This window comes from Ralstonia sp. ASV6, assembly GCF_016429285.1.
Lineage (GTDB): Bacteria > Pseudomonadota > Gammaproteobacteria > Burkholderiales > Burkholderiaceae > Ralstonia > Ralstonia flaminis.
In genome coordinates, this window is the sequence record NZ_JAELUI010000663.1 from 1 (window position 1) to 301 (window position 301).

1 pseudogene is annotated in these 301 nt (G+C 72.8%); it reads left to right on the plus strand.

The features are described from left to right. Positions 1-152, plus strand: a pseudogene (locus tag JHD73_RS29460) (histidine phosphatase family protein); the annotation flags it as partial. Positions 153-301: the final 149 nt, after the last annotated feature.

The window sequence follows — 301 nt, forward strand, 5'->3', positions numbered from 1 at the left end:
AGCTGGGAGAGATTCCCGAGCACGAGCTTGCACAGGCGTTCATCGGCGTATTCGAGGGCACCGTGCCGGAGGAACGCCGCTTCCTGCACGGCGAGAGCATCGGCGAATTTCTCGACCGTGTGATCCCTGTCTCTTATACACATCTCCGAGCCCACGAGACATGGCGCCTGATCTCGTATGCCGTCTTCGGCTTGAAAAGAGGGGGGGGGGGGGGGGGGGGGGGGGGGGGGGGGGGGGGGGGGGGGGGGGGGGGGGGGGGGGGGGGGGGGGGGGGGGGGGGGGGGGGGGGGGGGGGGGGGGG